Annotated in this window: 22 protein-coding genes; 9 read left to right on the plus strand and 13 right to left on the minus strand. The window is 73.0% G+C overall.

What is annotated here, in order from left to right; genetic code table 11:
* Position 1 precedes the first annotated feature (1 nt).
* Positions 2-661, minus strand: a complete 660-nt coding sequence (gene nucS / locus ACWCYO_RS08820) for an endonuclease NucS (RefSeq protein WP_270143994.1) — start codon at positions 659-661, stop codon at positions 2-4.
* Between the two features lie 483 nt (positions 662-1,144).
* On the opposite strand from nucS, the gene ACWCYO_RS08825 reads away from it, so the two are divergent.
* Positions 1,145-1,537, plus strand: coding sequence for an SCO5389 family protein (locus tag ACWCYO_RS08825; protein WP_045694845.1), 393 nt, complete (start codon positions 1,145-1,147; stop codon positions 1,535-1,537).
* Between the two features lie 84 nt (positions 1,538-1,621).
* Here ACWCYO_RS08825 and ACWCYO_RS08830 read toward each other — a convergent pair whose 3' ends face one another.
* Positions 1,622-2,932, minus strand: a complete 1,311-nt coding sequence (locus ACWCYO_RS08830) for an LLM class flavin-dependent oxidoreductase (RefSeq protein WP_449783823.1) — start codon at positions 2,930-2,932, stop codon at positions 1,622-1,624.
* Between the two features lie 256 nt (positions 2,933-3,188).
* On the opposite strand from ACWCYO_RS08830, the gene ACWCYO_RS08835 reads away from it, so the two are divergent.
* Positions 3,189-3,512, plus strand: coding sequence for an ATP/GTP-binding protein (locus tag ACWCYO_RS08835; protein WP_270143989.1), 324 nt, complete (start codon positions 3,189-3,191; stop codon positions 3,510-3,512).
* A gap of 33 nt (positions 3,513-3,545) precedes the next feature.
* Here ACWCYO_RS08835 and ACWCYO_RS08840 read toward each other — a convergent pair whose 3' ends face one another.
* A complete protein-coding gene (locus ACWCYO_RS08840; protein ID WP_270143987.1) occupies positions 3,546-4,313 on the minus strand; it encodes an ABC transporter permease subunit in 768 nt (255 codons plus the stop codon).
* A 1-nt stretch (position 4,314) separates the two neighbouring features.
* Positions 4,315-5,319, minus strand: a complete 1,005-nt coding sequence (locus tag ACWCYO_RS08845) for an ABC transporter ATP-binding protein (protein WP_449783824.1) — start codon at positions 5,317-5,319, stop codon at positions 4,315-4,317.
* A gap of 246 nt (positions 5,320-5,565) precedes the next feature.
* On the opposite strand from ACWCYO_RS08845, the gene ACWCYO_RS08850 reads away from it, so the two are divergent.
* Both ACWCYO_RS08850 and ACWCYO_RS08855 read left to right on the plus strand, forming a co-directional pair.
* Complete coding sequence (locus tag ACWCYO_RS08850; protein ID WP_270143983.1) at positions 5,566-6,360, plus strand: alpha/beta fold hydrolase; 795 nt, start codon at positions 5,566-5,568, stop codon at positions 6,358-6,360.
* Positions 6,357-6,671: a hypothetical protein gene (locus tag ACWCYO_RS08855; protein WP_270143982.1), complete on the plus strand. Its 315-nt coding sequence runs from the start codon at positions 6,357-6,359 to the stop codon at positions 6,669-6,671. The genes ACWCYO_RS08850 and ACWCYO_RS08855 overlap by 4 nt, the downstream gene beginning before the upstream one ends.
* Before the next feature lie 58 nt (positions 6,672-6,729).
* On the opposite strand, the gene ACWCYO_RS08860 is transcribed toward ACWCYO_RS08855, so the two are convergent.
* The 3 genes from ACWCYO_RS08860 to mce form a co-directional block, all read right to left on the minus strand.
* On the minus strand, positions 6,730-7,659 hold the full coding sequence (locus ACWCYO_RS08860; protein ID WP_270143980.1) for a coiled-coil domain-containing protein: 930 nt from the start codon (positions 7,657-7,659) through the stop codon (positions 6,730-6,732).
* Between the two features lie 117 nt (positions 7,660-7,776).
* Entirely contained in the window at positions 7,777-12,537 is a 4,761-nt protein-coding gene (locus ACWCYO_RS08865; protein ID WP_449783825.1) for a hypothetical protein, read from the minus strand.
* Positions 12,538-13,009: 472 nt separating this feature from the next.
* Entirely contained in the window at positions 13,010-13,453 is a 444-nt protein-coding gene (gene mce / locus ACWCYO_RS08870; RefSeq protein WP_270143976.1) for a methylmalonyl-CoA epimerase, read from the minus strand.
* A gap of 255 nt (positions 13,454-13,708) precedes the next feature.
* Here mce and ACWCYO_RS08875 point away from each other — a divergent pair, with 255 nt between their 5' ends.
* Positions 13,709-14,902, plus strand: a complete 1,194-nt coding sequence (locus ACWCYO_RS08875) for an acetyl-CoA C-acetyltransferase (protein WP_270143974.1) — start codon at positions 13,709-13,711, stop codon at positions 14,900-14,902.
* A 95-nt stretch (positions 14,903-14,997) separates the two neighbouring features.
* Complete coding sequence (gene meaB / locus ACWCYO_RS08880) at positions 14,998-15,954, plus strand: methylmalonyl Co-A mutase-associated GTPase MeaB (protein ID WP_270143973.1); 957 nt, start codon at positions 14,998-15,000, stop codon at positions 15,952-15,954.
* 80 nt (positions 15,955-16,034) lie between these two features.
* On the opposite strand, the gene ACWCYO_RS08885 is transcribed toward meaB, so the two are convergent.
* From ACWCYO_RS08885 to ACWCYO_RS08905, 5 genes are all read right to left on the minus strand, one after another.
* Positions 16,035-16,550, minus strand: coding sequence for a MarR family winged helix-turn-helix transcriptional regulator (locus ACWCYO_RS08885; protein WP_449783826.1), 516 nt, complete (start codon positions 16,548-16,550; stop codon positions 16,035-16,037).
* A gap of 40 nt (positions 16,551-16,590) precedes the next feature.
* A complete protein-coding gene (locus tag ACWCYO_RS08890) occupies positions 16,591-17,388 on the minus strand; it encodes an AIM24 family protein (protein ID WP_270151000.1) in 798 nt (265 codons plus the stop codon).
* Between the two features lie 218 nt (positions 17,389-17,606).
* Positions 17,607-18,257 (minus strand): AIM24 family protein, encoded by a 651-nt coding sequence (locus ACWCYO_RS08895; RefSeq protein WP_270143969.1) that lies wholly within the window; start codon positions 18,255-18,257, stop codon positions 17,607-17,609.
* Positions 18,257-18,895 carry an AIM24 family protein gene (locus ACWCYO_RS08900; RefSeq protein ID WP_270143967.1) on the minus strand — a complete coding sequence of 213 codons (639 nt, stop codon included), beginning with the start codon at positions 18,893-18,895 and terminating at the stop codon, positions 18,257-18,259. The genes ACWCYO_RS08895 and ACWCYO_RS08900 overlap by 1 nt, the downstream gene beginning before the upstream one ends.
* An 80-nt stretch (positions 18,896-18,975) precedes the next feature.
* Positions 18,976-19,779 (minus strand): DUF2127 domain-containing protein, encoded by an 804-nt coding sequence (locus tag ACWCYO_RS08905; protein ID WP_270143966.1) that lies wholly within the window; start codon positions 19,777-19,779, stop codon positions 18,976-18,978.
* A 245-nt stretch (positions 19,780-20,024) separates the two neighbouring features.
* Here ACWCYO_RS08905 and ACWCYO_RS08910 point away from each other — a divergent pair, with 245 nt between their 5' ends.
* Positions 20,025-20,336 (plus strand): DUF3817 domain-containing protein, encoded by a 312-nt coding sequence (locus ACWCYO_RS08910; RefSeq protein ID WP_270143964.1) that lies wholly within the window; start codon positions 20,025-20,027, stop codon positions 20,334-20,336.
* Between the two features lie 153 nt (positions 20,337-20,489).
* On the opposite strand, the gene ACWCYO_RS08915 is transcribed toward ACWCYO_RS08910, so the two are convergent.
* The gene (locus ACWCYO_RS08915; protein ID WP_449783827.1) at positions 20,490-22,118 is read right to left on the minus strand and encodes a M4 family metallopeptidase; all 1,629 of its coding nucleotides are present in this window, start codon (positions 22,116-22,118) and stop codon (positions 20,490-20,492) included.
* A gap of 497 nt (positions 22,119-22,615) precedes the next feature.
* Here ACWCYO_RS08915 and ACWCYO_RS08920 point away from each other — a divergent pair, with 497 nt between their 5' ends.
* Both ACWCYO_RS08920 and ACWCYO_RS08925 read left to right on the plus strand, forming a co-directional pair.
* On the plus strand, positions 22,616-23,152 hold the full coding sequence (locus tag ACWCYO_RS08920; RefSeq protein ID WP_270143961.1) for a MarR family winged helix-turn-helix transcriptional regulator: 537 nt from the start codon (positions 22,616-22,618) through the stop codon (positions 23,150-23,152).
* Between the two features lie 20 nt (positions 23,153-23,172).
* Positions 23,173-23,505 (plus strand): DUF3817 domain-containing protein, encoded by a 333-nt coding sequence (locus tag ACWCYO_RS08925; protein WP_270143959.1) that lies wholly within the window; start codon positions 23,173-23,175, stop codon positions 23,503-23,505.
* Positions 23,506-23,536: the final 31 nt, after the last annotated feature.

Here is a 23,536-nt window from a genome sequence, read left to right on the forward strand (position 1 = left end):
GTCAGAACAGCTTGAGCTTGTCGTCGTCGATGCCGCGCAGCTCGTCGTAGTCCAGCACCACGCAGCCGATGCCCCGGTCGGTGGCCAGCACGCGGGCCTGGGGCTTGATCTCCTGTGCGGCGAAGACGCCCTTGACCGGGGCCAGCAGCGGGTCCCGGTTGAGGAGTTCGAGGTAGCGGGTGAGCTGCTCGACGCCGTCGATCTCGCCGCGGCGCTTGATCTCGACGGCGACCGTGGAGCCGTCGGCGTCGCGGCAGAGGATGTCGACCGGGCCGATCGCGGTCGGGTACTCGCGGCGGATCAGCGACCAGCCGGCCCCGAGCACCTCCATCCGGTCCGCGAGCAGCTCCTGGAGGTGCGCCTCGACGCCGTCCTTGATCAGGCCCGGGTCCACCCCGAGTTCGTGGGAGGAGTCGTGCAGCACCTCCTCCAGCGTGATGATGAGTTTCTCGCCGGCCTTGTTCTCCACCGTCCAGACCCCGTCGGCCTCCTTGAGGGCGCACGGCGGGGACATCCAGTTGAGCGGCTTGTAGGCGCGGTCGTCGGCGTGGATGCTGACGCTGCCGTCGGCCTTGACCAGGATCAGCCTGGTGGCGGAGGGCAGATGGGCGGAGAGCCGACCGGCATAGTCGACTGAGCAGCGGGCAATTACGAGACGCACGGTCGACCACGCTAGCCCACCGGGGCCAGTTGATGCGATTCCGAGACGACCGGGTGAAGAAAGCGCGAAGCCCGCGAACATGGAGGTTCGGCGATCCCGCCGACTGCCCCTTCGCGCTCTGGCGTACGCCCCCTTCGGGTCGCTACGGTGTGTGACGGTACGGATGCGGGGCCGCTGTCAACGGGGATGGAGACTTCAGATGAACGATCCGACGGGATCTGGCCATTCTGGTGCACCACCGCGTATTTCCCAAGCAATCCCTAGGAATGACCAGCCTGCCCCGCCGTTGACTGCCACGCTGTTCTGACGCGGTCGGTGTTCAGGACGTCACGTCCCGTGGCGCCACCGCCTTCGCAAAGGTGCCGGACATCCCCGTCCCACGGTGTTCCGGACATCACCTGCGATTTCGCCCACCCTCACTGTGAGCTTGGACTACGCATGACCACCCGGGCGCCGCGCGGGTGGACCGCGAGAGGAGAATCCATGTCGCTCGACGTCTCACCGGCCCTGCTGGAGAAGGCCGAGCGGGGCGAGGTCGACGAGCGGGAATTCGTCGACTGCGTCCGCGTCTCGCTGCCCTACGCCTGGGACCTGATCAGCTCGCTGGTCGCCCAGGCGAAGGTGGACGGCACCGACTTCGCCGACAACCAGGTGCCGCCACCCAGTGAGCAGGCCCGTGGCCAGCTGCTGCGCGCCCTGGCCAGCGATGCCATCCGGGGTGCCCTGCAGCGGCACTTCGGGGTCCGGCTGGCGTTCCAGAACTGTCACCGGGTGGCGGTGTTCCTGCCGTCGGAGGCCAACGAGGCGCGGTACGACCGCTTCACCTCCGTCCGGGAGCAGCTGCTCAACCAGTCCGAGGAGCTGCGGGACTGCTGACCCGGCCGGTGCCGGCCGCCCCGTCCCCCCGGTGCGGGGGAGGGGCGGCGGCCCGGGGTCGAGGTTCTTCGGCCAACGCAGTGGTCAACTCAGCTGCGGCAGCACCTCGTTGCCCAGCCGGGCGATGTTGTGCAGGGTCGCCTCGCGGTCGCCGCTGCCCTCCGCGAGCAGGGCGAACCGCCGGAGGCCGGTGCGCTCGGCGGTGGCCAGCAGCCGGTCGGCGCACTGCTTCGGGGTGCCCACCGCGTGCAGGTCGCAGAGGAGTTCGGTGTACTGGCGCGGGTCGCGCATCCTGCGCTCGCGCCCGTCCACGGTGCGGTGGGCGCCCAGCCCGTACTCGAACCAGCCGGGCATCGCGTTCAGCAGGGTGGCCCGGGCGGCCGCGGTGCGGTCGTCCACCTGGGCCACCCCGGCCGCGACGTGCTGGCGGGTCACCCGGCGCAGCTGCTCCTCGCCGCGCCCGGCGGCCAGCCAGGCGGCGCGGTAGTGCTCCAGCATCCGCAGCTTGTCGTCGTCGCCGGAGTGCATGCCGAGCAGCATCGGCAGACCGCGTTCGGCGGCCAGCTTCACCCCGCCCGGGGAGGTGCAGGCGACCACCACCGGCGGGCCGGCCACCGGCCGTCCGGCGGAGTCGAGTTCCTCGCCGAGGCGCTCGGTGTCCTTGCGCTGGCGGGGGAAGCGCACCGGGCCGGACGGGTCGTCCAGGCCGAGCCAGCTGCCCAGGTCCGGGCGGCGCGGCGACTCGGTGGCCTGCGGCACCACCGCCACCTCGGGGAAGCTGAACTGCGGGCCGTCGGCGCCCACCCGGGAGCCGCGCAGCCAGCGCAGCAGCAGCTCCAGCCGCTCCGGGAAGCCGTTCTCGAAGGCGTCCACGCCGCTGCCGAACACGTCCAGGTCGATCCACGGCCCGCCGCGGCCGACCCCGAGCGTGAAGCGGCCGCCGGAGGTGAGGTGCAGCAGCGCGGCCTGCTCGCCGAGCGCCACCGGGTGGGTGGTGGAGAGCACGCTGACGGCCGTGCCGATGCCGATCCGGCGGGTGCGGCCGAGCAGCAGCGCGGCCAGGGTCGCGGCGTTCGGGCAGACCCCGTACGGGACGAAGTGGTGCTCGGCCAGCCAGACGCTGTCCAGGCCCGCGCGTTCGGCCTCGACGGTGGCCCGGACGGTGCGCTCCAGCACCTCGCCGTGGCTCTGCCCGGGGAACTGGGCGGACAGCAGGAACGCGCCGACCCGGACCGGGGCGGTGTCCGGCGGCAGCGTGCCGGCGCGCTGGAAGGCGGTCAGCGGCTCGCCCGCGACGGCGGTCAGCGGCGGGACGGAGGTCAGCGTCGGGCCTGGGGCGGGCGGCCGTACGCCGACGGGCCGACGGGTCTCGGCGCGGGGGCTGGTCTTGGTCATCCTGGGGGCCTCCTCGGGTGCACGCAGGGTCTGCGGGCCCCGCCTGTCCCCTCGTGGGTATCCGATGTCATGTGCCAATGGCACGCTGAACCCCGAATTTGCCCGATGACCGGGTGGATCTCGGTAAAAAGGCGGGATGACCGGCCGAAGCCGTGGTATGGGCCGCCGAGCGGGCCCTCGAGGCGGCCGGACACCCCCGAAGGGACAGGCCCTAGGCTGGAACGACTTCGTGCCCCCGGAAGAGAGGCAGTCCGCCGTGCCCCGCCGCAACCGGATCAAGAGCGCCGCCCCCCGCGAGAGCGCCAAGCCGGCCGCCGCCCCGCTCGGCGGATCGCTGCGCCGTACCGAGAGCTACCAGGGCGACGACTGGGTGGTGCAGACGGTCGCGGGCACCTCGGGGCGGTTCTACCGCTGCCCGGGCTGCGACCAGGAGATCCCGCCCGGGGTGGGCCACGTGGTGGCCTGGCCGATGCACGGCGGTGGGGTGGACGACCGGCGGCACTGGCACCGCGCGTGCTGGGGAGCGCGGGAGCGCCGGGCCGCCAACATCCCGCGGGGCCGCAGCGCTCCGCGGTACTGAGAGCCCGGCCGCACCGAAAGGGCCCGGCTGGCCTCAGGCGTCGCGGTCCTTGAGCACCAGCGCGCCGCCGACCAGGGCCGCCAGGGTCCAGGCCAGGCAGATGGTGAAGCCCGCCCACGGACCGTACGGCTGGCCGTTCTGCTCGTACACCAGCAGCATCCGCGAGCCGGCGTAGTCGGGGAAGTAGTGGGCGAGGGTCTTGACCTTCGGCACCGCCGAGAGGATCGGCGAGAGCAGGAAGAAGAACGGCACCAGCACGCCCAGCGCGAGCGTCTGGTTGTGCAGCATGGCGGTGACGCCGGCCGAGAACAGGCAGAGCATCGTCAGGTACAGCGCGGCGCCGAGCACCGCCCGCAGCACGTTCGGCGCGCTCAGGGTGGTGGAGTGCGAGCCCAGCAGCGCCTGGCCGACGAAGAAGGTGACGAAGGCCGTCACCAGCGAGACCGCGAGGGCCAGCGCGCCGAGCACCACGGCCTTGCCGGTGAGCAGGGTGCCGCGTTGGGGGACGGCGGCCAGGGTGACCCGGATCATGCCGCTGCTGTACTCGTTGCCGACCGCCAGCACGCCGAAGACGATGATGGCCAGCTCGCCGAGCATGATGCCGGAGAAGGCCGTGCCGGTGGCGTCGAAGGGGCTCTGGTCGTGGCGCCGGAACTCGGTGAAGTTGTCGGCGGTGAGCAGGGACAGCAGCGCGCCGATGCCCACGGTGACCACGAAGGCCAGCGCGAGGGTCCAGACGGTGGAGCGGACGCTGCGGATCTTCGTCCACTCGGAGCGCAGGATCGCCGGGAAGGACGTCATCTCAGTTCTCCTCCTGCCGCACGGCCGCGGTCGGCCGGTTGCCGTCCGCCTTCCAGCCCGCGCCCCAGGCGCCGGGCGCGCCGGCCGCGTCCCGACCCGGGCCGTCGCCCGCGTGGTACTCCACCGAGTCCGCCGTCATCTGCATGAACGCCTCCTCCAACGAGGCCTGCTGCGGGCTGAGTTCGTGCAGCACCACGCCGTGCGAGGCGGCCAGCTCGCCGAGGTCCGCGAGGTCGCCGTCGACCACCTCGTAGGAGCCGTCCGGGCCCGGCTCGTGCCGCAGGCCGGCTCCGGCCAGGACGTCGAGCAGGCGCTCCGGCTGCGGGCTGCGCAGCCGTACGGCGGAGCGGGAGTTGCGCCGGATGAACTCCGGCATCGGCAGGTCGGCGAGCAGCCGGCCCTTGCCGATGACCACCAGGTGGTCGGCGGTGACGGCCATCTCGCTCATCAGGTGGGAGGAGACGAAGACCGTCCGGCCCTCGCCGGCGAGGCGCTTCATCAGGTTGCGGATCCAGAGGATGCCCTCCGGGTCCAGTCCGTTGACCGGCTCGTCGAACATGACGATCTCCGGGTCGCCGAGCAGCGCGGAGGCGATGCCCAGGCGCTGGCCCATGCCGAGCGAGAAGCCGCGTGCCCGCTTGCGGGCGACCGGGGTGAGGCCGACCAGGGCGAGCACCTCGTCCACCCGGCGCTCGGGGAGTCGGTTGCTCTGGGCGAGCCAGAGCAGGTGGTCGCGGGCGGTGCGGCCGGGGTGGACGGCCTTGGCCTCCAGCAGGGCGCCGATCTTCCTGAGCGGCTCGCTGAGCTGTCCGTAGCGCTTGCCGTCGATGGTGACCCGGCCGCCGGTCGGGCGGTCCAGGTCGAGGATCATGCGCATGGTGGTGGACTTGCCCGCGCCGTTGGGGCCGAGGAAGCCGGTGACCACTCCCGGGGGGACCGAGAAGCCGAGCCGGTCCACCGCGAGCGTCTTGCCGTAACGTTTCGTCAGGTCGTGCAACTCGATCATTCGCGCTCCCTTACTCTCTGTCAGGTTAGGACAAAGCAGACAAGGCGGCCCGCTGAGTGGGCCTGCCGGGCACACCCGAATACGGTGGGCGCATGAGCGAGCGAAGCGAGCGAATCGTTGAGAGGTGCGCGTTGGGTTATGCCCCTGCCGAGCGTCGCGAGGTGGGCGCATGAGCGAGCGAAGCGAGCGAATCGTTGAGAGGTGCGCGTTGGGTTATGCCCCTGCCGAGCGTAGCGAGGTGGGCGCATGACCCAGCTCCCCTCCGCAGTATCGGTCCGCGAGAGCGGTACCGGAACACCCCTCGTGCTGTTGCACGCCTTTCCGTTGAACGCCTCGATGTGGTCCGCCCAGCTGGACGCGCTGCCCGGACTGACCGGGGACGAGGTCCGGGTGCTCGCCCCCGACCAGCGGGGTTTCGGCGGCACCGAGCTGGGCGCCGACGAGCCCTCGCTGGACCTGGTCGCCGACGACCTGGCGCTGCTGCTGGACGCGGCCGGGATCGACCGCGCGGTGGTCGGCGGGCTCTCCATGGGCGGTTACGTGGCCCTCGCCTTCGCCCGCCGCCACCCGGACCGGCTGTCCGGCCTGCTGCTGGCCAACACCCGGGCCACCGCCGACACCGACGCCGCCCGGGCCAACCGGGAGCGGATCGCCGCCGCCGTCACCGCCCGGGACAGCGTCCGGTTGCTGCTGGACGAGCGGGTGGCGGCCGGGCAGCTCGGGCCCGACTCGCAGCACCTGGTGGACCGGGTGCAGGAGATGGTGGCCGCCGCGTCGCCGGCCGCCGTCGCCTGGGCCCAGCGGGCCATGGCGGGCCGCCCGGACTCCCTGGACGTGCTGGCCGGCCTCCGGGTGCCGCTCGCCGTCGTCGCCGGCGCCCAGGACGCCCTGGTGCCGCCGGAGGAGGCCGAACTCATGGTCCAGGCCCGCCCGGACGCCGAGCTGACCGTCGTCCCCGGCGTGGGACACCTCAGCGCCCTGGAGTCCCCGGGGGCGTTCGACGCCGCCGTCCGCCGACTGCTCGCCCGGGTGGCCGGATGAGCCCGGACGCGGCGGGCTGGGACTTCTCCGCGCTCGAGGTCACCGGCCGGATGCCGGTGACGAACCGCGGCGAGGGGCTGCTGGAGCTGACCCTGGAGCCGCTCGGCGAGGACTACTGGCTGCGCCCGGGCGAGACCTTCACCGTCACCTCGTACGGCGACTACGGGCCCGGGCACCCGTTCGAGGTGCAGTACTGGCCCGACTCGGTGTCGGTCTGGTGTACCTCCTGGTTCGGCACCGTCTCGGACGACGAGGGCAACCAGCTCAGCAGCGGGCACCAGCGGCCCGACGGGGCCTACCCGAGGTGGTGACGCGGGGAAAGTCGACGGGCCCTCACCCGGGAGGGTGAGGGCCCGTCGGTGTCGGCCGTCAGCGCGACTGCTGGGCGGGCACGCCCATGGTGTCGTCGTTCGGCAGCGAGGCGGCGGCCACGGCCGCGCCGGTCAGCGTCGCCAGCATCTCGCGGACGTTGGTCAGCTGGGCGTTGATGCTGTCGCGACGGTTGGTCAGCGCCGCCAGCTCGCGCTCGGACTCGCTGCGGATGCGGTCCGCCTTGGCGTTGGCGTCCGCCACGATGTCCTCGGACTGGCGCTGGGCCGTCTCGACGGTCTGGCGGGCGCGGCGCTCGGCGTCGGTGCGCAGCTTCTCGGCCTCCAGGCGCAGCTGCTCGGCCCGGTGCTCGATCTCGGCGAGGCGCTTCTCGGCCTTGGCCTGACGGGCGGCCAGGTCGCGCTCGGACTGCTCCCGGCGCTTGGCCAGGTTGGTCTCGAACTCCAGCGCGGCCTGGGCGGCCTTGGTGCGGGTCTCCTCGAAGAGGGCGTCCGCCTCCTCGCGCTTGTTCTGGGCGTCCTTGTTGGCCTCGGCGCGCAGCTGGGCGGAGTCGCTCTTCGCCTTGTCGACGATCCGCAGGCCCTCGTCCTCCGCCTTGGCCTTGCGGTCCTTGGCGTAGTTCTCGGCCTCGGTGCGGACCTGCTGGGCGGCGGCCTCGGCCAGCTCGCGGTGCTGCTCGGCAGCGCGGTGCGCCTCGTCGCGCAGGTCCTTGGCCTCCTCCTCGGCCAGTCGCAGGATCTTCTCGACCCGGGCGCCGAGACCGGCGTAGGAGGGCTCCGCATCGGCGACCGCCGCCTGGGCGGTCTGGGTCTCCAGGTGGAGCTCCTCGATGCGCTTCTCCAGCGCGCTGATCCGGGTCAAGGCACTGTCACGGTCGGCCACCAGCTTGGTGATCCGCTCGTCGACCTGGGCGCGCTCGTACCCACGGCGCACCAGGTCGAAGCCGTGAGGGGAGTGACTGTCGCTCATGGGACTCTGGGCTTCCTGTCGTCAAACCGCTGAGGTGGTTGAGGGAATCCTGACACGGTACCGGAGTGTCGACGGCGAAATGCCGTTGTCTCACGGACAATGACCGCCAATGTCCGCTCAATCGGGTGGTGCGTTCTTGGAGCGATTGCCACCCGACCGGGGGGAGCCAACTCCGGCACCGGCCTTGGCACCCCCGTCCTTCTTGGTGTTGCTTCCCCCGTTGGCCTGGGCGACCGGTGACGGTGCCTCGAACGCCTCCAGCGCCGACAGCACGTCCTGGACCCTGGAGATCTCGGTGTTGATGTCCTTGCGGCGGCGCACCAGCTCGTCCAGCTCGCGCCGGCCCTCGTCGGTGACCCGCTTGGCCTCGGCCTTCGCCTCGGCGACGATCCGCTCGGCCTCCGCCTTCGCCAGCTCGACCTGCTCCTCCGCGGTGCGGTCGGCGTCCTGCAGCCGCTTCTCCGCCTCGGTGGCCGCGCTGTCGAGCCGCTCCTCGGCCTCCGCCTCGGCCGACGCCAGCTTGGCCTCGGCCTTCTCGATCAGCGACTCGGCGCGGTCGGTGGAGTTGGCGAGCTTGGTCTCGGCCTCCTTGAGCAGGCCCTCCGCCTTGCGGACGGCGGACAGCCGGACCTTGCTGGCCTCCGCGGACGCCTCCGAGGTGAGCTCGGCGGCCCGCTCCTCGGCGGCGGCGACCAGGGCGGCGGCCCGGTCCTCGGCCTCGGCGACGGTGGCCACCGCCTGCTCCTCGGCCTCGGTCAGCTGCTCCTGGGCGGCCGTCACCAGTGCGTCCACCCGCTCGCCGGCCGACTTCATGGCCGCCGCGTTCTCCTTGCGGGCCCGCTCGTGCAGCGCCTCCACCTCGGCGTCGGTGCGCTCGCGCAGCTCCTCGGCGCGCTCGCGGATCGCGGTGGCGTCCCGACGGGCCTCGGCGAGCAGCGCGTCGGCGTCGGAGCGGCCCTTCTCGACCTCGGCCTGACCGGCCGCCTCGCCGGCCGCGACCAGCCGGTCGGCCTCCTTGCGGGCGGCGGCGACCATCGCGTCCGCCTGCTCCTCGGCGGCGGCGGTGGTGGCCAGCGCGGTGGTCTGGGCGTCCTCGCCGAGCGCCTCGGCGTCCGCGAAGGCCTTCTCCAGGACGGACTTGGCCCGCTCCCGGGTGGCCTTGTCGAACTGCTCGGCGGCCTCCCTGGTCTCCGCGTCGTAGGCGTCGGCGCGGGAGTGGGTGGCGGCGTCGTACTCGTCGGCCAGGGTGCGGGTGGCGAGGGCGTACTCCTCGGCCTCGGCGCGCAGCCCGGCGGCCAGCTCCTCGGCGTCGGCGACGGTCCGGGCGGCCTGGGCCTCGGCGTCCGCCACCGTACGGGCGGCCTGCGCCTCGGCGTCCGCGCGCAGCTGCTCCGCGGCCTCCTGGGCGGCGCGCAGCTCGGCCTCGGCGTCGGCGCGCAGCTGCTCGTCGTAGGCCTGGGCCTCGGCCCGCTGGCGGCCGAGCTCGGCCTCGGCGGCCTCGCGCTCGGCGGTGAGCTCGAGCTCGGTCTGCTCGCGCAGGGCGGCGGTCTCGGCCTCGGCGCGGGCGCGCAGGTCGGCGCCGTACTTGTCGGCGGCCTCGCGCTGCTCGGCGCTGTACTCCTCGGCCGCCGCGCGCTGCTCGGCGGTCTCCCGGTCGGCCAGCTCGCGCTGCTCGGTCGTCTCGCGCTCGGCGAGCTCGCGCTGCTCCGCGGTCTCCCGCTCGGCCAGGGCGCGGGTCTCGGCGGCGTCCTGCTCGGCCAGGGCGCGGGTGTCCGCGGCCTCCTGCTCGGCGGTGGCCCGCAGCGCGGCGATCTGCTCGGCGGCGGCCTCGTGCAGGCCGGCCACCGACTGACGGACCTCGGCGGCCTCCTCCTCGGCGGCGGCGACCAGCTCGGCGCCCTCGGCCCGTGCGGCGGCGAGCACGTCCTCGCCGTCGGCCTTGGCCCGCTCCAGGACGGCGGTGGCCTCGGCGCGGATCTCGTCGGCGGTGGCGCGGGCCTCGGACAGCTCCCGGCCGGCCTCGGCCCGTACGGTCTCGGCCTGCTCGTTGGCGAGGGCCAGCTCGGCGGCGGCCTTCTCGCGGGTCGCCTTGGCGTCCTGGGCGGCCTCCGCCCGGCGCTGCTCGGCGGCGTCCGCGGCCCGCTCCAGCAGCTCGTCGGCCTCGGCGCGGCGGTCGACGGCGTACAGCTCGGCCTCGGCGCGCAGCTCGGCGGCGGTCTGCTCGGCCTCGGCGCGCTGGGTGGCGGCGTACCGGTCGGCGTTCTCGCGCTGTTCGGCGGCGTAGTGGTCGGCGTCCGCGCGCTGCTTGGTGGCGTACCGGTCGGCGCCCTCGCGCTGCTCGGCGGTCTCGGCGGCGGTGCGCTCGGTGAGCGCGGCGGCGTGCTGTTCGGCTTCGGTGCGGACGCGGTCGGCGTAGGCCTCGGCGTTCTCGCGCTGCTGGGTGGTCTCCTGCTGGGCGAGGGCGCGCAGCTCGGCGGTCTCGCGGTCGGCGCTCTCGCGCTGTTCGGCGGCGTAGCGGTCGGCGGCCGCGCGGACCTCGGCGGTCTCGGCGGCGGTGCGCTCGGTCAGCTCGGCGGCGGCCTGCTCGGCCTGCTCGCGGGCGGTCCGGGCGCCGGCCAGCTGCTCGGCGGTCTCCTCGCGCTCACGGCGCAGCCCGGCGGCGGCCTCCTCGTACTCGCGCCGGCTCTCCTCGCGCAGCGCGTTCGCGGCGGCCTCGGCCTCGGCCCGGGTGCGGGCGGCCTCGGTGTCGGCCTCGGTGCGCACCCGCTCGGCGTCGGCGACCGCGGCGTCCCGGACGGCGTTCGCCTCGGCCTGGGCGTCGGCGGTCAGGGCCTGCGCGGCGGCGCTCGCCTCGGACCGCACCCGCTGGTCGAACTCGGCCGCGTCGCGCCGGAGTTCGGCGGTCTCGCGCTCGGCCGCGGTGCGGTTCTCGGCGGCCGCGGCCTTGGCGGCGGCCAGGGCGTCCTGGCCCTGCTGCTCGGCCGCGGCGGTGATCTTCTCGGCCTCGGCCCGGGCCCGGGCCAGGGTCTGCTCGGCCCGGCCCTGGGTCTCGGCGGCCTGCTCCTGGGCCTGCTCGCGCAGCCGCTCGATCTCCCCGGCCGCGCCCGCGCGCAGCTCGTCCGCGTCGGCCTTGGCCTTGGTGAGCAGCTCCTCGGCGTTCTTCGCCGACTCCTCGATCTGCAGGACGGCCTGGCGGCGGGCCTCGCTGCGGACCCGGTCGGCCTCGGCGGCGGCCTGGGCGCGCAGCTCCTCGGCCTCGGCCCGCAGTCGGGCCGCCTCGTCCTGCATCTGCTCGATCCGCTCGCGGATCGCGGCGGCGTCGTCCAGGGCGGCGTTCTGGGCCTGCTCGACGGCCGCCTGGGCCTGCTCGCGCAGTCGCTGGGCCTCGGCGCGGGCCTCGGCGCGGATCCGCTCGGCCTCGGTGGCGGCCTCGCTGCGCGCGGCCTCGGCGTCCTGGTTGGCCCGGCCGAGCACCTCCTCGGCAGTCTTGGCGGCCTTGGCGAGGTGGACGGTGGCGTCCTTGGCGCCGGCCGCGCGGCCCGCCTCCTCGGCCTCGCCGCGCAGCCGCTGGGCGTCGGCCTCGGCCTGCGCCCGCAGCTCGGCCACGTCCCGCTCGGCCTGGGCGCGCAGCTCGGCGATCGCGGCCTCGGCCTCGGCCTTCAGCTGGGCGGCGACCGACTCGGCGGTGGCCCGCAGCCGCTCGCCCTCCTCGGCGGCGGCGGCCTTGGCGGCGTCCGCCTCGGCCTGCCTGGTGGCCGCCTCGGCCCGGAGGGCCTCGGCCTCCGCGCGGATCGCCTCGGACTCCTTGGTGGCCTGGGCGACCAGTCGGGCGATCTCGGCCCGGGCGGTCTGGGAACGCTGTTCGGTGGCGGCCTCGCCGTCGGCGACCTTGCGCTCGGCGGCGGCCTCGGCGTCGGCCTGGAGCTGCTCGGCGGCCTGCTCGGCCTGGGCACGCAGCTCGGCGGCCTCCCGGCGGGTGCGCTCGGCCTCGGCGATCGCCTCGGCCCGCAGTCGCTCTATCTCGGTCTTCGCGGCGCTGAGCTGCTGCTCGGCGCGGGCCTGCTCGGCGGCGGCCTGCTCCTTGAGCCGGCCGATCTCGGCCTGCGCGGCGGCCAGCTGCTGCTCGGCGGCGGCATGGGCGGCGGCCAGCTCCTGCTGGGCCTGGCCGCGGGCCGCGTCCACGTCGGCGGCGGCCTGGGCGCCGGCCTGCTGGGCGTGCTCGGAGGCGGCGCGCAGCAGCCGCTCGGCGTCGCTCTGGGCCTTCTGCAGGGCGGCCTCGGCGGCGGCCTGGGCCTCGCCGCGGGCGGCGTCCACGTCGGCGGCGGTCTGGGCGCGGGCCTGGTCGGAGAGGGCGGCGGCCTCGGCGCGGGCGGCGGCGACCATCCGCTCGGCCTCGGCACGGGCCTCCTGCAGCAGGCGCTGGGCCTCCTGCTCGGACCCGGTCCGGGTCTGCTCGGCCCAGCCGTTGACGTGCTGCTCGGCGGTGCGGCGCAGCTCGGTGAGCTCGTCCTCCAGCTGACGGCGGCGGGCGGCGAGCTCGGCCTCCAGCCGGGCGGTGCGCTCGGCGGCCTCGGCCATGATCCGCTGGGTGGCGGCCTGGGAGTCGCGCAGCTGGCGCTCGGCGTCGGCGCGCATCTGCTGGGCCTGCATCTCGGCGGTGCGGAGCATCTGCTCGGCCTGGCCGGAGACGGCGTCGAAGGCGCGCGGCTGGGCGAGCATGCGCCGGGACTCGTGCAGCTTGGCCCGGAGCACCTCCACCTGGTAGGCGAGGTCCTCGGCATGCTCGACTGCCTTGTCCCGCTCCTTCCGAGTCCGACCCATCTCGGCCTCGAACTGGGAGAGGTGATCGTCAGCCTCGTAGCGGTCGTTGCCCCGCACTCCGCGGTCCCATCCATCTCCTGGTCGCGTCCTCGACCCGGCCGGTCCGGGGCTCCCGTGTCCGGGTGCCGGTCCGACTGGTCCTTGCATCCGCGGTCACCGGACGGCCCCCTGCCAAGCCGGGGGCGTCCGCCGCGGTCGTCGGAGTCCTGGCCGCGGGAACGCGGGGGTGCCGCGTTCCCCCGTCCGGGTGGACTCCTGGGCGAACTCTTGCCTGTGGAGAATGGTGACAGATCCGTCTTGCGACTGTTCAGCCGTGCCCGCGTACTGGACTCCCCTGCGACGGGCCGACCACCGGAGGGCGGACAGGCCTGTCATCGGCCGTGCCCGCCGCCTCCGTCCCCCGGAGTCGTCGCGCACCTGGGCATTGTAGTGGGAGCGCACTGCGGGGGAATGGCCGCGTGGGGGTTTTCCGGCTGGCGGACCAGGTTACTGACGGGTCGCTAGGGTCGAGTGCGGCGTCCGGTGGTTCTCAGTGCCCTTCGCGCTCGGTCGGCTGGGCGGAGGTGACCAGCTCGGTCAGCACGCCGCCGCAGTCCTTGGGGTGGAGGAAGGTGATCCGCGAGCCCATCGAGCCGATCCGCGGCTGGTCGTAGAGGACCCGGACGCCCTTGCCGCGGATGGCCTCGGCGTCGCCGTCCACGTCGGCCGTGCCGAAGGCGATGTGGTGCACGCCCTCGCCGTTCTTCTCCAGCCACTTGGCGACGGTGGAGTCCGGCCGGGTGGGCTCGAGCAACTGGAGGTACGAGGCGCCGCCGTCGTCCGTGCCGTTGATCCGGAGCATCGCCTCGCGGACGCCCTGCTCCTCGTTGACCTCGCTGTGGAACACCTCGAAGCCGTAGGTGGCGCGGTAGAACTCGACCGTCTTGTCGAGGTCTCGGCAGGCGATGCCGATGTGGTCGATACGGGTCAGCACGGCGGCCTCCAGGGCGGTGGACGGAAAGTGGCACCCAGTGCAGCGTACGGGCCCGAGGCCGCGCCAGTGCCGGACGTGCGAGCCTGCTCACACGCACGGGTTTCACCCGAACGTTCACCCGGACCGTGTTGACACGGTGTTGACTGGATGGTGCCAGTGCGCTCGATCACACCGTCGCTCCGGTGACGGGCGGAAAACGGGTCAGTACCCTGAGCGCATCCTCACCTGGCCACGACGTGCGAAGGGGCCCGTCCCATGACCAACACCACCTCTGTGATCGTTGCCGGTGCGCGGACCCCGATGGGTCGCCTGCTCGGCTCCCTCAAGGGCTTCTCCGGTGCCGACCTCGGCGGCTTCGCGATCAAGGGCGCGCTGGAGCGGGCCGGGATCACGGGTGAGCAGGTCCAGTACGTGATCATGGGCCAGGTGCTGCAGGCCGGCGCCGGCCAGATCCCGGCCCGCCAGGCGGCCGTCAAGGCCGGCATCCCGATGAACGTCCCGGCGCTGACCGTCAACAAGGTCTGCCTCTCCGGCCTGGACGCCATCGCCCTGGCCGACCAGCTGATCCGGGCCGGCGAGTTCGACATCGTGGTGGCCGGCGGCCAGGAGTCGATGACCAACGCCCCGCACCTGCTGCCGAAGTCCCGCGAGGGCTACAAGTACGGCGCGGTCGAGGTGCTCGACGCCATGGCGTACGACGGCCTGACCGACGCCTACGAGAACATCCCGATGGGCGAGTCCACCGAGAAGCACAACACCCGCCTGGGCATCCCGCGCGAGGTGCAGGACGAGATCGCCGCCGCCTCCCACCAGCGCGCCGCCAAGGCGCAGGCCGACGGCGTCTTCGACGCCGAGATCGTCCCGGTCGCCATCCCGCAGCGCAAGGGCGAGCCGGTCCTGTTCAGCCAGGACGAGGGCATCCGCGCCGACACCACCGTCGAGGGCCTCGCCAAGCTGCGCCCGGCCTTCACCAAGGACGGCACGATCACCGCCGGCACCTCCTCGCAGATCTCCGACGGCGCCGCCGCCGTGGTCGTGATGAGCAAGGCCAAGGCGGAGGAGCTGGGCCTGACCTGGATCGCCGAGATCGGCGCGCACGGCAACGTGGCCGGCCCGGACAACTCGCTGCAGTCGCAGCCGTCCAACGCGATCAAGCACGCGCTGTCCAAGGAGGGCCTGGAGGTCTCCGACCTCGACCTGATCGAGATCAACGAGGCCTTCGCCGCCGTCGCCCACCAGTCGATGAAGGACCTGGGCGTCTCCTCCGACATCGTCAACGTCAACGGCGGCGCGATCGCGCTCGGCCACCCGATCGGCATGTCCGGCGCCCGCGTGGTGCTCACCCTCGCGCTGGAGCTGCAGCGCCGCGGCGGCGGGGTCGGCGCGGCCGCCCTGTGCGGCGGCGGCGGCCAGGGCGACGCGCTGATCGTGCGCGTGCCGAAGGCCTGATCACCGCTCTGACCTCGGGGCTGCGGACCGCCACAAGTGGTCCGCAGCCCCTTCGGCATCCGCCGTCCGTCGGCATCTGCGCAAGGAGATCCCCCATGATCGATGTCGCCACGCTGGTCGAGCAGGCCCGGGAGGGCCGGCCGCGGGCGGTCGCCCGGCTGATCACGCTGGTCGAGAACGCCGCGCCGCAGCTGCGGGAGGCGATGGCCGCGCTCGCGCCGTACACCGGGCAGGCGTACACCGTGGGCCTGACCGGCTCGCCCGGGGTCGGCAAGTCCACCTCCACCTCGGCGCTGGTCTCCGCCTACCGGCGGCTCGGCAAGCGGGTCGGGGTGCTCGCCGTCGACCCGTCCTCGCCGTTCTCCGGCGGGGCGCTGCTGGGCGACCGGGTCCGGATGCAGGACCACGCGACCGACCCCGAGGTGTTCATCCGCTCGATGGCCACCCGCGGGCACCTGGGCGGGCTGTCCTGGGCGGCGCCGCAGGCGCTGCGGGTGCTGGACGCGGCCGGGTGCGAGGTGATCCTGGTCGAGACCGTGGGCGTGGGCCAGTCCGAGGTCGAGATCGCCGCCCAGGCCGACACCGCCGTGGTGCTGCTCGCCCCCGGGATGGGCGACGGCATCCAGGCGGCCAAGGCGGGCATCCTGGAGATCGGCGACGTCTTCGTGGTCAACAAGGCCGACCGGGACGGCGCCGACGCCACCGCCCGGGAGCTCAACCACATGCTGGGCCTCGGCGAGGCCCGCGAACCGGGGGACTGGCGCCCGCCGATCGTCAAGACCGTCGCGGCGCGCGGCGAGGGCGTGGACGAGGTGGTCGAGGCGCTGGAGAAGCACCGCGCCTGGCTGGAGGAGCACGGCGAACTGGCCGCGCGCCGCCGCCGCCGGGCCGCCCAGGAGATCGAGGCCATCGCCCTGGCCGAACTGCGCGCCCGGATCGGCGACCTCTCCGGCGACCGCCACCTGGCCGGCCTCGCCGAACGCGTCGTCACCGGCCACCTCGACCCGTACGGCGCCGCCGACGAACTCGTGGCGGGCCTGACCACGAACTGAGCGGGTCGCCCCGTCCGGACCTGTGCACAGGAAGTCGGCCCGGCCGACTTCCTGTGCACAGGCGCGGGGTGTTCCCGGGGCTAGGAGCGGCCGCGGAGGCCGCGGAGGTGGTCGGCGACGGGGGCCAGGGCCTCGTAGATGGCGTCGAGCTGTTCCGGGGTGAAGCGGTCGATGAAGTGGGCCCGGACGCTGCGGACGTGGTCGGGGGCGACGCGCTGCATGGTTTCCCAGCCCTGTTCGGTGAGGTGGGCGTAGAGGCCGCGGCGGTCGCCGGGGCACTCCTGGCGCAGGACCAGGCCGGCGTTCTCCATGCGGGTGATCTGGTGCGAGAGCCGGCTCTTCGACTGGAGGGTGGCGGTCGCGAGGTCGGTCATCCGCATCCGGTGGTCGGGGGCCTCGGAGAGGACGACCAGGATCTCGTAGTCGTTGATGGCCAGGTTGTGGGGCTGGAGTTCGCGGCTGAGCTGGTAGTCCAGCAGCTTGGCGACCTCCAGATGGGCGCGCCACATCCGCTGCTCCCTGGCGGTCAGCCAGGGAGTCTCCTCCTCGGGCTGCGGCTCGGGGGTGTCCGCAGTCTCGATCGTGTGCGTATCCATGGGATCCAGCATAGCCGATTTAGTTCAATCTTGTACAAGTTTACAGGCCGAAACGCCGACCGATTTCGCCCAGGCTACCGAGCCCCGGGGTGTGGGGGTCGCCGCCGTGGTCCGGCTGGACCGGCACCCCGCCGCCCGGGACGCCCGCCTCGGCGTCCACCCGGCCCACCGACCGCTCGGCCATCAGCTTCTCGCTCGACTGCACCAGCACCTGCCCGGCGCCGATGAACTCGAACTGGTGCTCCTCGCCGGAGGCGCCGCCGAGGCCGGTCAGCCGCCGCAGGCCGCCGACCACCCCGTGCAGGTAGTCGTGGTCGTAGTGGTGGCACGGCGCCGGGCAGTCCGCCCAGCCGACCAGGGCCTGCGGGTCCACCCGGATCGGCGGCTCCACGAAGTGCACCGGCCCGTTCGAGGCGGCGACGAAGCGGCCGGTGCCGATCAGCGTCAGGAAGCCCGGGATGATCGACTGCTTGAGCCGCAGCGCCGGGTCGAAGGCGAGCAGGTTGCCGGAGCGGACGGTCAGGTTGCCGTCGTCCAGGTCGTAGGAGTTGAGGTCGTAGGCGCGGTCGGCCAGCAGCAGCTTGCCGGTGCCCTGGGCGACCACCCAGTCCGCCGCGTGCAGCGGGGAGTTGAAGTGCAGGCCGAGCGCCCGGTCGACCATCCCGGCGCCGACGCCGCGGAAGGTGATGTCGCCGTAGTAGGCGACCATCTTGCCCTTCTGCAGGAAGTAGGAGCCGTTCAGGTCGACGGCGAAGGCGTACGGGTTGACGTTGTCGTTGGCCGGCAGCGTGTACGCGTCGTGGACCACCGGGCCCGGGCCGCCGTGGGTGGTCGGCAGCGGGGCCGGCGGGCCGGTGAACTGCTCCTGGGCGTACGGCTGTTGGTGGTCCACGAAGCCGGGCGGCGGGGGCGGGGGCGGCGGGTAGTCCGAGGAGCGGCCGTGGTTCGCCGGCGTCGGCGGCACCGGCGGCACCGTGAAGCCCGGCTGGGTCGGCTGGTCGTGCGGCGACTGCCCGTACGGCGACTGCCCGTACGGCGGCTGCGGAGGGTAGGACATCAGAGCTTCTCCTCGCTCGCCTGGACGTACACCGCGCCCTGCCCGGACAGCTCCAGCTGGAACGCCTCGCCCGAGCCGCGGCCGATCATCTCGCGCCAACCGATCGCCGTGGACAGCTTGTTGCGCACCTCGCCGCGGTGCGCCACGTACGCCTGCGGATCGACGTGCACCGGCTGGCCGGGGGTGATCGGCAGCTCGAAGACGCCGCCGTGGGCCATCACCGCGACCGAGCCGTGGCCCTCCAACCGGGTGGTGAACAGGCCCTGCCCGCTGACCTGACCGCGGACCATGCCCATCACCCCGCCCTGGGAGCCCAGGAACACGGTGGACTGCCGCAGCGTGCCCTCGAAGGCGAGCAGCCGGTCCGCCTCGACGAACAGGGCCTCGCCGGTCAGGTCGATCACCTGGACGTGGTGGCCGCCGTGGCCGAACATCACCCGGCCGTGGCCCTCGACGGTCATCAGCGGGGTGTCCTCGTTGGCGACCCGGCGGCCGATCATCGACATCACCCCGCCCTGCCCGCCGGTGATGTTCGGGGTGAACCGGACGTCGCCGGTGTACCCGAGCATCGCCCCGCGCTGGCTGAACAGCCGCTGGCCGGGCAGCACCTGGGCCTCGACCATCTTCCCGTTGATCCGGGTGAAACCCATCAGACGTCACCCCCGATGGTGACCTTCTCCGAGGGCTGGACGTACACCAGGCCCTCGCCGGTGAACTCGACCTGGACGGCCTCGCCGCCGCCCTCGCCGATCACCGTGGTCCAGCCCGCGCCCGACTTCAGGCTGCGGTGCAGGTTGCCGGTGTGCGCGACGTACGCGCCCGGGTCGACCCGCAGCGGCATGTCCCTGCTGACCCGCAGGATGACGGCCGGGCCGTTGGAGGTGACGGCGGCCCAGCCGTGGCCCTCCACCTTGGTGGTGAAGAGCCCGTTGCCCGAGGAGACGCCGTTCAGCCCGGTGAAGCTGGTGCCGGTGTGCAGACCGGCCTCGGTGCAGAGCAGGTTGTCCGCCTCGACGTGGAGCGTCTCCCCGTCGAGGCGGACCAGGTTGATCTCGGTGGCCTTGTCGGCGAAGTAGCAGGTGCCCTGCCCTTTCACCTCCATGACGGCCATCCGTTCGCCGGTGAGCCGGCGGGTGACCATGCCCCGCAGGCCGTCCCCGCCACCGGTCAGCTTCTTGAAGGTCATCTGGCCGGTGTAGGCGACCATCGAGCCGTGCCGGGCCTTGACGGCGTCGCCGCCCAACTCGACGGCGAGCACCCGCGATCCCTGGAGTCTGAACTGTGCCACGGCCGCAATCTAGCCGCCGCCGGGGCGGCCGGGCGAGAGGGCGCGGGCCAACCGGTACGGAGCTGGGACAGTCGTTCGGGTCAGGAGCGGGCGTGCGCCCCGCGGCCGTGGCCGGGGTGGGGGACGGTGCCGGCCGCTTCCTCGACCTCCAGCAGCGAGGCCGAGTGGCGCTCCGCCTCGAAGGCCACCACACCGCCGCGCAGGCCGAACAGCCGCTTGGAGAGCATGATCCAGAGCACCGCCGCGATGTTCAGCAGCAGGGTGCAGATCTTCACCGCGCTGACGTGCTCGTGCAGCTCGTAGCCCTCCAGCGGGAGGAAGGCCGCGGTGGCGACCACGGTCAGGTACTCGGCCCAGCGCTTGCCCAGCCAGAGGCCGACCGCCTCGACGATCTCGATCAGCGCATAGGCGACCATCGCGCCCGCGACGATCAGCAGGGTCTTCTTCTGGTAGCCGAAGGTCTTGCGGATCGTCTCGACGATCGGGGCGTGGTCGAGGTCCCAGTGGAAGTGGTCGGTGACCGGCTTGAAGATCGTGAGGTCCTCCTCGAAGACCCGCTGCACGGCCTCCTGGCTGTTGGAGAACTTCCAGACCCCCCAGGCCATCAGGATGATGACGACGCCGCGCAGCACCCGCTCGACGGCCAGGAAGCGCAGGATGAAGAGGTCCCGCAGCGCCTTGCCGCGCGGCACCAGCGGGGCGTTCGCCGCCGGGCCGGAGCCGTGCGGGGCGCCGAGCGCGAAGTCGCCGCAGCGCAGGCAGCGCCAGGCGTCGCCGACGGCGGTGGCGGCGTGCAGCCGGGTGGCCAGCTCGGGCTCGGTCGGCGCGTAGGTGATGTGGCCGCGCTTGGCGCAGGTCCTACGGTCCCAGTCCCGCTTGAACATGGTGTGGCTACCCCCGTGTGTGATGCCCGGGCGCCCGGATCTGTGGGCGCGCGGGCAAGAGGATAGGGGCTACGGGCGACGCCCTGCCGCATCCGGCCGGGTTCTGGCGCGCGGCTGTGACATCCGGCACGGTGGCCACCCCCGGCCCGGGACCCGGACGTGTGCTCGGTGATAATGGCCGGAAGGCTTGTGAGTCGCTTCACAAGCGTGCCCGCGCCTCCGACCCCCGTATTGAGGTATCCAACGTGAACCGCAGCGCCGTCCACCGCCTGCGCCTGATCTCCGCGCCCGAGGGGATCTCCTTCGTCCTGCTGCTGATCTGCACGGCGCTGAAGTACAACACCAGCTTCAACGCCGTCCCGGTGCTCGGCCCGCTGCACGGGACCCTGTTCATCCTGTACGTGGTGTTCTGGATCCAGGCGTGGCAGACGCAGAAGTGGGACACCAAGCGCGGCGTCCTGCTGTTCGTGCTCTCGGTGCTGCCGTTCGGCGGCATCTACGCCGAGCGGACCCTCGCCCAGGAGGAGCGCGGCGAGCTGGAGCCCGCCACCGCCTGATCCCGCTTCCGCGTGGACGGTCGACAGGCTGCCACGGCCTCCTCTCCCCAAGGGCCGCGGCAGCCTGTCGCCGTTTCTCACCGGGCACGGGCGGACGCCCGGGGCCTGCCCTCCAACGAGGCCCCGGGCGTCCTGCTCACCGCGTGCCGTACGTCAGTTGACGTTGACGGCGCTCCAGGCGGCGGCGACCGCGTTGTACTCGGCGCTGCCGGCGCCGTACAGGTCGGCCGCGGCCTTCAGGGTGCCGGTGCGGGCGCCCGCGTAGTTGGTGGTGGAGGTGAAGTAGACGGTCAGCGCGCGGTACCAGACCTGCGCGGCCTTGTCCCGGCCGATGCCGGTGACGGTCGAGCCGTTGGAGGTCGGGCTGTTGTAGCTGAAGCCGTTGATGCTCTTCGCGCCGCTGCCCTCGGAGAGCAGGTAGAAGAAGTGGTTCGCCACGCCCGAGGAGTAGTGGACGTCGAGGCTGCCGACGCCGGAGGACCAGGAGTCCGCGGACCTGCCGTCCTTGCTGGGCTTGTCCATGTAGCGCAGCGGCGTGCCGTTGCCGTTCAGGTTGATCAGCTCGCCGATCCAGTAGTTCGGCGGGTTGGTGGGCAGGTTGGCGTAGAACTCGACCATCGTGCCGAGGATGTCCGAGGTGGCCTCGTTGAGACCGCCGGACTCGCCCGAGTAGTTGAGTCCGGCGGTGGCGGAGGTGACGCCGTGGGTCATCTCGTGGCCGGCCACGTCGATCTCGGTGAGCGGGTGGGTGTTGCTCGCGCCGTCGCCGTACGACATGCAGAAGCAGGTGTCGCTCCAGAACGCGTTGACGTAGTTGGAGCCGTAGTGGACCCGGCTGGTGGCGCCGACGCCGTTGTTCTTGATGCCGTTGCGGCCGAAGGTGTTCTTGTAGAAGTCCCAGGTGGCCGCCGCGCCGTACTGGGCGTCCACTGCGGCGGACTCGCCGTTGGAGACGGTGCCGTCGCCCCAGGTGTTGGTGGTCTTGCTGTACAGCGTGCCCGAACCGGACGTGCGGTTCTTCATGTTGACGGTGGACTGGTTGCCCCGGGTGTCGTCCTTGAGCGAGTAGGTGCCGCTGGACAGCGTGGTGTTCAGCGGGACGGTGCCGACGAAGACGCCCTTGCCGGTGCCGGAGGCGGTCTGCACCTGCTCGTGGGTGGAGAGCACCTGGCCGGTGGCCGCGTCGGTGACCAGCAGCTGGCTGCTCGGCGTGCCGTCGGCGCGTTCGCCCTCGACGGTGGTCCGGTAGGCCAGGCGCGGGGCGCCGTCGGACGCCCAGACGACCAGTTCGGCCTTGCCGGTCCGGTGCACGGCGGTCAGCGGTGCCTCGTCCTCGTCGGCGGCGATGCCGACGGTGGACTGCACGGCGCCGGTCGCCTGGGCGGCGGCCTGGTCCGCCGGGATCTTCGGGGCGAGGCCGGGCAGCGCGAGCGTGGCGCCGACGGCCTTGTCCACGGCGGTGGTCGTGCCGTCCGCCTTCTGGTGCACCACCAGGTCGCCGCCCAGGACCGGGAGTCCGGCGAAGGTGCGCTCGTAGCGGAGGTGGCGGGTGCCGTCGGCGTCCACCACGACGTCCTTGGCGACGAGTTGCTCCTGGCCGCCCAGGGCCAGGGCGTGCGCCACCTCGGCGGCCTGGCCGTTCGCCTGGGCGATCAGGTCGGCGCGCTGCTGGGCGCCCCGGGCGTGCGGCGCCGGGTCCGCCTGGGCGGCGACGCCCTGGACGACACCGGTGAGCAGGGCGGTGGCGGAGAGTACGGCGACTGCGGCGAGCTTTCGCTTCACGGACGAGTCCTTCCGGGAAACCGCGTGTGGGCGCGGTCGCACCGCGTCCCGGGGGCCGGGCTCGGCACCTGAGGGGCGGGACGGGCGCTGACGTGCGAGGACCCCGAGCGGTCGTGCGGCTGCCACCGGTTGGGTGGGGGTGGTGGCTACCGAACGGGGTTGGCGGAAAGCATGACAATCGAGCAAATCAAATGACAGGTCTTCCTCATGAATTGGCCAAGTCCCGCCAAGGCGAAGCAATGTGAACGGAAGGACAAAGGGGACCTTTTACCCTGACTTTCAGCGGGTTCCGGTCCGAACCGAGGCCGGGTACCGCGGTGTTCGGTCGTTCGACGGGCAACCCCCGTGCGCCGGAGGCGCGTTGCCGTCCATTCACACCGACGCAATGTCCAGGTATGGACCTGGCCGTCCGATTGGCGGGATCCCGCCACGCGTCGCGCTTGTCCAGCATCAGGACAGCTGGTAGCACACGTCCCGTCCGCCGGTACGGTAAGGAGGTGGCCAAGCCCCTCGCACTCGACTTCGACCCGATCGCCCGCGCCGACGAGCTGTGGGCCCGCCGCTGGGGCTCCGTGCCCTCGATGGCGGCGATCACCTCGATCATGCGCGCCCACCAGATCCTGCTCTCCCGGGTCGACGCGGTGCTCAAGCCGTACGGTCTGACCTTCGCCCGGTACGAGGCGCTGGTGCTGCTGACCTTCAGCCGGACCGGTGAGCTCTCGCTCTCCAAGATCGGCGAGCGGCTGATGGTCCACCCGACCAGCGTCACCAACACCGTCGACCGCCTGGAGCGGGCCGGCCTGGTCGCCCGCCGCCCCAACCCGCTGGACGGCCGCGGGGTGCTCGCCACGATCACCGGGCGCGGCCGCGAGGTGGTCGAGGAGGCCACCCGGGAGCTGATGGCGATGGAGTTCGGGCTGGAGGAGTACGGCCCCGACCAGTGCCGTCAGGTGTTCGAACTGCTCAGGCCGCTGCGGGTCGCCGCCGGGGACTTCACGGAGCCGGGCGAGGGGGCTGCCGAGGGGAGGGCGTGAAGGCGGTTACCCTCGATGCCATGAAGCAGAGTGTGCTGACCCGCTACCGGGCCATGGCGTATGTCACGGGCGTCCTTCTGGTGCTGCTGACCGCCGGTGTGATCGCCAAGTACGTGCTCGACATCTCGGGTGCGGCCGGCTTCACGACCGCGGTGGGCATCGCGCACGGCTGGCTGTACGTGGTCTACCTGGTCTTCGCCTTCGACCTGGGCACCAAGGCCAAGTGGCCGGTCGGCAAGCTGGCCTGGGTCCTGCTGGCCGGGGTGGTCCCGACCGCCGCCTTCTTCGTCGAGCGCACGGTGTCGCGCGAGGTCGCGCCGCTGATCGCCGCTCCGGAGCCGGTGAACGCCTGAGCAGGGCTTTCGAGAGCGCCCCTTCCCTGAC

It is taken from the genome of Kitasatospora sp. NPDC001683, assembly GCF_053596495.1.

Bases quoted from the DNA above. Each gene is read 5' to 3' on its own strand.
- ACWCYO_RS08825 (WP_045694845.1), top strand. From the start codon at position 1,145: ATGTCGCTCGACGTCTCACCGGCCCTGCTGGAGAAGGCCGAGCGGGGC.
- meaB (WP_270143973.1), top strand. From the start codon at position 14,998: ATGATCGATGTCGCCACGCTGGTCGAGCAGGCCCGGGAGGGCCGGCCG.
- ACWCYO_RS08905 (WP_270143966.1), bottom strand. From the start codon at position 19,779: ATGTTCAAGCGGGACTGGGACCGTAGGACCTGCGCCAAGCGCGGCCAC.
- ACWCYO_RS08925 (WP_270143959.1), top strand. From the start codon at position 23,173: ATGAAGCAGAGTGTGCTGACCCGCTACCGGGCCATGGCGTATGTCACG.
- ACWCYO_RS08850 (WP_270143983.1), top strand. From the start codon at position 5,566: ATGACCCAGCTCCCCTCCGCAGTATCGGTCCGCGAGAGCGGTACCGGA.
- ACWCYO_RS08885 (WP_449783826.1), bottom strand. From the start codon at position 16,550: ATGGATACGCACACGATCGAGACTGCGGACACCCCCGAGCCGCAGCCC.
- ACWCYO_RS08875 (WP_270143974.1), top strand. From the start codon at position 13,709: ATGACCAACACCACCTCTGTGATCGTTGCCGGTGCGCGGACCCCGATG.
- ACWCYO_RS08855 (WP_270143982.1), top strand. From the start codon at position 6,357: ATGAGCCCGGACGCGGCGGGCTGGGACTTCTCCGCGCTCGAGGTCACC.
- ACWCYO_RS08840 (WP_270143987.1), bottom strand. From the start codon at position 4,313: ATGACGTCCTTCCCGGCGATCCTGCGCTCCGAGTGGACGAAGATCCGC.
- ACWCYO_RS08895 (WP_270143969.1), bottom strand. From the start codon at position 18,257: ATGGGTTTCACCCGGATCAACGGGAAGATGGTCGAGGCCCAGGTGCTG.
- ACWCYO_RS08845 (WP_449783824.1), bottom strand. From the start codon at position 5,319: ATGATCGAGTTGCACGACCTGACGAAACGTTACGGCAAGACGCTCGCG.
- ACWCYO_RS08860 (WP_270143980.1), bottom strand. From the start codon at position 7,659: ATGAGCGACAGTCACTCCCCTCACGGCTTCGACCTGGTGCGCCGTGGG.
- ACWCYO_RS08830 (WP_449783823.1), bottom strand. From the start codon at position 2,932: ATGACCAAGACCAGCCCCCGCGCCGAGACCCGTCGGCCCGTCGGCGTA.